The following is a 5,752-nucleotide window of genomic DNA, read 5'->3' on the forward strand; positions in this document are numbered from 1 at the left end:
GGTCGTCCACCACCCAGATCTGGCGCGAGGGCACCATCGCCCAGCCATCGGCGCGCGCGGCCTCGTGGAGCGCGGGGCTGGACCAGGGATCGACCGAGCGGATCGCGAGCAGGTGATCGGGGAAGCGCGCCGCGAGCGTCTCACGGATCGCGGGCAGGTCGGCGCCGCTCCAGTCGCCGTGGAGGTTGGTGGAGAGCAGCCAATTGTCGAGGTGGGCGATCCGGTCGAGCCGCGCCGCCGCGAACAGCGCGCCTGTGCCGGAAAGGCCGGCGCGCAGGATCGCGCCGCCGGCGACCCCGACGATCTCGGTCTCGCGGCGGGCGTAGTCTATGTAGGCGGCGCGCGGCGAGCAGACGTAGCTCGCCGCGCGAGCACCATCGTTCACCGTCACCGGCAGCACGCGCGTGCCGGTGTTGAGCGCGAGCCAGCGCGTTTCGACATTGGCGATGCGCTCGGGAATGCCCTGCGCCATCGCCGTCAAGTACGCGCGTTCGGCCGGATCGATCGCCGGCCAGTGCGTGGCCGGATCGGCGGGATCGAACAGGATCACGCGATCGGCCCGCCGTTCCACTCGATATCGGCGGTGGTCTGGCGCGTCGGGCTGCGGCGGCGCGAGAGGCCGAGTGCGGCGAAGCGTGCGGCGTCGATCAAGGCGCCGGCCCGCGGCCAGCGATCGCCGGGGCGGCCGATCGCGTCGGTGCCGCCGCGCCATGTCTGCACGAACGCGCCGAGCCGACCACGCGCGAGCGCCTGTGGCAGGCCGAGCAGCGCCATCGCGGGAGCGAGATGGCGACGGGTGCCGGGCGCAGGCGGCGGCTGCGCCTCGCCCAGGATCGCGCGGGCGAGCGCGTCGCCGGCGAACAGGTGGACGCCGCTGACCGCGCGCGGGTTGCACTCGATCGGCACCGCGCGGCCGTCCGGCGTGCGGATCAGGTCGAAGGACAGGTGTCCGGTCGCCCCAGTGGCAGCGGCAATCTTCTCCGCCACGGCGATCGCGGGCGGCCAGTCGATCGCCTCGAAGGCGAAGGCGGCGGCGTGGCCGTGGCGGAGCGTGGGCCGGTAGAGTGCGTGCGCGGTGACGCGCCCCTCATGCGCGGCAGCCCAGAGGCACAGTTCCATGCCGGCAACGAACTCCTGCGCCACCCACGGGTGCTCGGGCGAGGGCCGCAGCGGCGCGACCTGCGCCGGCGTCGGGCGAACCAGCGTCGCGGCGGCGAAGCGGGAATATTCGGGTTTGAGCACGGTGCGGGCGAGATCGAGATCGCGCAGCGCCCCCACAGAAGTGACCAACCGCGTCTCGGGCACCTCGACGCCGGCGTCTCGCGCAAGATCGACGAACAGCCGCTTCGAATGGAGCCGCCGCAGCACCTCCAGCGACGGCGCGAACACCGGCGCGGGCGGCGCGGCGGCGGAGACGTAGAACACCTCCTCGCACGTCGGCACCACCAAGGTCGCCCCCGTCTCGCGCACCAACGCGGCGAGCGCATCGCGGAACCTCGCGAAATGCCAACGCGGCGGCGGCAGGCGGTGGAGCGGGAACGCCGGCCGCGCCCAGCGGGCGGCCGTCGCCGGCACCGAATCCGCGAGGTGCACGGTCCAGCCGAGCGTGCGGAACGACCGCGCCACCTCCAGCGCCACCGGCGCACGCGCGCCGGTGACCAGCACGATCACAGCCGCTCCGCGCATTCGGCGCAATGCGAAGGGGTGAGGCGGATGTCCGGGTTGCGGCGGTGGAGGCAGTGGAGATCGTGCAGCGTCGCGCGGGTCGCCGCGGCATCGCCGAGCAGCCGCATCGTCGGCCAAGGCGGCGGCGTGTCGGTGCGGATCGCTTCGCTGAACCAGGCGGCGTCGGCGACGAGGAAGTGCAGCCCCGCCTCATCGCGCAGCACCAGCCCCCAATGGCCCGGGCAATGGCCGGGCAGCGGCACCGCGAGCAGGCTGCCGTCGCCGAGCAGGTCGGCGCCCTCCGTGAAGGGCGTGAGGTCCGCCGGCAGCGCCACCGGCGCGGCGTCCTCGAACCAGCGGACGCGCCGGTCGAAGCCGGGCGGCACCAGCGCGCGGAGCATGCCGCGGCGCACGCTCGACAGCCGGCTGCCGCGGCACAAAGCCTCGAAGCCCGCGCGCGCGGCGTGGATCGTCGCATTGGGGAAGCGGTGCGTGCCAGCCATGTGGTCGGCGTGGAAGTGCGACAGGATCAGGTGGCGGACCTCGCCGGGCGCGATGCCGCGCACGGCGATCTGGTCCGCCAGCGCCTCGCCGGCGTGCAGCACCGGCGGCGTGGTCCAGCGGTAGAGCCGCTCGGGGAACGGCTCGGTTGCCTGCCAGAAGGCGGGGTCGTAGCCCGTGTCGAACAGGATCGCGCCCTCCTCCGGGTGGAGGATCAGGAAGGCGAGCGCGGGAAAGTCGACCGGCGCCCAGCGCCCGCCGCGGATCGCCATCGCCTGCGGGTGGCGGCAATGGCCGACGCGGAAGCCGGTCAGGCTTACGCGGCGCATCGGCGGCTCAGGGCATGGTCGATCGCCGCCTCGGGCGTGATCGCGGGGGACCAGCCGAGATGCGCGCGGGCGTGCGACAGGTCGAAGGTCTGAGACCAGCCGAGCGCCTTGACGCCGTAGCGGGTGATCGGCGGCTCGCGGCCGGACATGTGGCCCGCAAGCTCCATCAGCCCCGCGCCAGCGAGCGCTGCCGTGCGCGGCACCGCGACGATGCGGATCGGTCGATCAAGGCGTTTGGCGATCCGCTCGACGATCGCGCGCAGCGACCGCGACGCGCCGCCCGAGATGTTGACGGTGGTGGGCGGCGCATCGGCGGCGGCGATCAGGGCGCGGGCGACATCGCGCACGTCGGTCAGCTCGACCAGCGCCGCGCCGCCGTCCGGCAGCGGCACCCGCCCGCGACGGATCACACGCAAGAGGCGCGGCAGCAGCACCATATCATCCGGGCCGACAATGGCGCGCGGGCGGACGATGCTGACCGGCAATGGCGCGTCGGCAAGCAGGCGTTCGGCGCGCCACTTGGTCTCGGCATAGGCATTGGCGAGGCGACGCGCGGGCGGGTCCGCCTCGGTCAGCCCGATGCGGTCGCGCGCCTCGGCGTAGATCGACGGGGTGGAGACGTGGACGAGGCGGCGGCATCCCGCCCGCGCCGCCATCTCGGCGATCCGGCGCGTGACATCGACGTTGATCGCCTCGAACGCGGCGCGCGGACCCCAGGGGGAGGAAAGCGCGGCGAGGTGGAAGACGGTGTCCACGCCCGCGCACAGGTCGGCGGGGGGAAGCGGCATGGTGAGGTCAAGCGCTTCGATCGGCTCGCCCGGTCGCGGCCGCCGCCCGGTGGCGCGGACCTGCCAACCCGCCGCCCACAGCATCGGCACCAAAGTCCGTCCCAGCCCGCCGGTGGCGCCGGTGACGAGCGCGCGGCGCCTCACCAGCGCACCACCATGCCGCCCAGCGACACGCCCGCGGCGCTGCCGACCAGCAACACCGTCATGCCGGATCGCAGCCGGCCCGAGCCGCGCGCGAGGTGCAGTGCATGCGGCAGGCTGGCGGCGACCTGATTGCCGTGCACGTCGAAGATGTCGACCACCCGCTCCGGCGCCACGCCCAGCACGCGGCGCAGGTGATCGAGCGCGGGGCGGCTCGCCTGGTGGGGAACCACGAGGTCGAGATCGCCGGCGCGCACGCCGGCTTCGCCGAGCAGCCGATCGAGGAAGGGCGGGAACAGCCGCGCGGTGGCGCGATAGAGCGCCGACCCCGCCATGCGGAAGCGGCTGGCGGCAAGGAAGGCCTCCCGGTCGCCGAACGGATCGAGCCGGGTGCCGCCCGCCTCGATCGTGCATAGGTCGGCATGCGCGCCATGTGTCTCGAAGCGGCTGGCGAGCAGGTGATGCGGCCCCTCGCCCACCGCCAACGCGGCGCCGCCATCGCCGAAGATCGCGGCCAGCTCGGCATCGGCGGGGGCGATCGCGCGACTCGGCAGGTCCGCCCCCGCGACCAGCACGCGCCGCCAGCGCCCCGCGGCGATGCCGGTGACCGCCAGGTCGAGCGCGACCAAAGCGGACAGGCAGGTAGCATTGACGTCGAACGCCATTGCTCCGCCCGCGCCGAGCCGCCGGCCGATCAGCGCCGCGGTGCCGGGGATCGGCTGTTCCATCACGCTGGAGGCGCCGACCAGCGCGTCGAGCTCGTCCACGCGCCAGCCCGCCTCGCCGAGCGCGCGATCCGCCGCCGCGGCGGCCATCATCGAGGTGGTCTCCGCCACGCCTGCACGCGGCCGCCCGCCCGCCGCCTCCGGCAGATAGACACCCGTCCCGGCCAGCGCGAACCTCATCGGCGCGTCATGCGCAGGCGCGCGCAAAGGTTGCAAGCCGCCCGCTAGTCGTTCCGATTATGGTGCGCGGGCCGCGCCTCGGCCATCCACCCTGCCGAGTCCAACCGGCCAAGAGGATGCCATGATCGATCAGGTCCGCCAGGCAGCGCCTCCCCCGCCGCCGCCCCCCCCACCCACGACGCGGCTTTCAGCCGCTCCCCAGGCGGCGCACTATTCGGTCGGTTGGAATCCTCCGGCGGCCCCCCCGCCGCCTGCTCCGGCGCCCGAAGCGGCGCCGGAGCCCCAGAGTTTCTTTGGCCGACTCGGCGACGCGATCGGCAGCGGCGATGTCCGCGCGGTCGCCGACACGGTCCGCTCGGGCATCGGCGACGCGACCGAGGGCGCACGCAACGGCATCAGCAGCGCGGTGATGTGGACCGGCGAGACGATCGGCAAAGGCGCCGATTTCGCGCGCGCGCAGGTCACCGGTGACGACATCGTCTCGCAAGGGCTGCGCGGCGTGATCGGCACCGTCGAATCGAACACGCGCTTCACCGTCGGCGTCGCCGGCGGGGTGCTGCGCGAGGGTGTCGGGCTGGTCGGCACGGTGGGCCAGCTGGGCACCACCCTGGTCGAGGCGCAGGTCTCGCCGGAGGCGCGTGCCGAGCTGACCCAGAACGTGGTCGGCGCGGTCGGCACCGCCGCGGAGGCGACCGGCCGCTACGTCAATTCTGCGATCCAGGACCCGAGCCGCGTCGGCCGCGACCTCCAGGGCGCTTGGGATGCGACGACGGGCTTCGTCGGCGACACCGCGGACCGCTACGGCCAAGCCCTCGCCGAGGGACGGACCGAAGAGATCGGCATGGATGTCGGCACGGTGGCGACCTACCTCGTCCCGGTCGGCGGCGGCCCCGCCCGCGCCGCACTCACCGCAGGCGCGCGCGGCGCGACCGAGGGCATCGCGCGCGGCGGCGCCACGCTGGCGGCGCGCGAGGGCGGCTCGGTCGTCTCCTCGGTGGTGCGCCAGGCGGCGCCCGGCGTCACCCGCCAGGCCGCGAACGATGTCGCCCCGCTCGCGCGCGGCGCCGGTGAGCTCAACGCCCCCGCCTTGCGCGCCGCCAACGATACCGGCCCGGCGCTCCAGCGCGCAGTGGGCGACGCGAGCACGCCGCCGGTGCTGCCCGCCGCCCAGCCGCTCGCCCGCGCCGACATCCCGCCCGCGCAGCTCCACGCCAAGGCGCAGATGGCCGAGCATGTCTATGGCCGCGGCGCGCTGCCCGAGGGGACGCGCGCGGTGACCGACCCGGCAGAGCTGGCGCGGCTCAATCTGGAGCCGGCGATGCTCGATCGCGGCGCCTTCCATGCCGAGGTCTATGCCACCGGCAATGCGGGGTCGGAGGCCTATACCATCGCCTTCCGCGGCTCGGGCGGGCGCGCGGGCGAC

The 5,752-nt window shown here is 74.5% G+C and carries 5 protein-coding genes and 1 pseudogene; 1 reads left to right on the plus strand and 5 read right to left on the minus strand.

Annotation, left to right across the window (positions count from 1 at the left end; translation table 11 throughout):
* From ACFDTH_RS16960 to ACFDTH_RS16980, 5 genes are all read right to left on the minus strand, one after another.
* Positions 1-550: hypothetical protein (locus ACFDTH_RS16960; RefSeq protein WP_375288741.1), on the minus strand; the 550-nt coding region annotated here is incomplete at its 3' end.
* Positions 547-1,686: a hypothetical protein gene (locus ACFDTH_RS16965; protein ID WP_375288742.1), complete on the minus strand. Its 1,140-nt coding sequence runs from the start codon at positions 1,684-1,686 to the stop codon at positions 547-549. The genes ACFDTH_RS16965 and ACFDTH_RS16960, both read right to left, overlap by 4 nt.
* Positions 1,668-2,495, minus strand: coding sequence for an MBL fold metallo-hydrolase (locus tag ACFDTH_RS16970; protein WP_375288743.1), 828 nt, complete (start codon positions 2,493-2,495; stop codon positions 1,668-1,670). Before ACFDTH_RS16970 ends, ACFDTH_RS16965 begins: the two co-directional genes overlap by 19 nt.
* The gene (locus tag ACFDTH_RS16975; RefSeq protein WP_375288744.1) at positions 2,483-3,427 is read right to left on the minus strand and encodes an NAD-dependent epimerase/dehydratase family protein; all 945 of its coding nucleotides are present in this window, start codon (positions 3,425-3,427) and stop codon (positions 2,483-2,485) included. The genes ACFDTH_RS16970 and ACFDTH_RS16975 overlap by 13 nt, the downstream gene beginning before the upstream one ends.
* A complete protein-coding gene (locus ACFDTH_RS16980; RefSeq protein ID WP_375288745.1) occupies positions 3,424-4,329 on the minus strand; it encodes a 3-oxoacyl-ACP synthase III family protein in 906 nt (301 codons plus the stop codon). Before ACFDTH_RS16980 ends, ACFDTH_RS16975 begins: the two co-directional genes overlap by 4 nt.
* A gap of 121 nt (positions 4,330-4,450) precedes the next feature.
* Between ACFDTH_RS16980 and ACFDTH_RS16985 the strand changes: the two are divergent.
* A pseudogene (locus ACFDTH_RS16985) lies at positions 4,451-5,752 on the plus strand (hypothetical protein); the annotation flags it as partial.

The sequence above is a fragment of the Sphingomonas sp. genome (assembly GCF_042096255.1).
Classification (GTDB): Bacteria; Pseudomonadota; Alphaproteobacteria; order Sphingomonadales; family Sphingomonadaceae; genus Sphingomonas.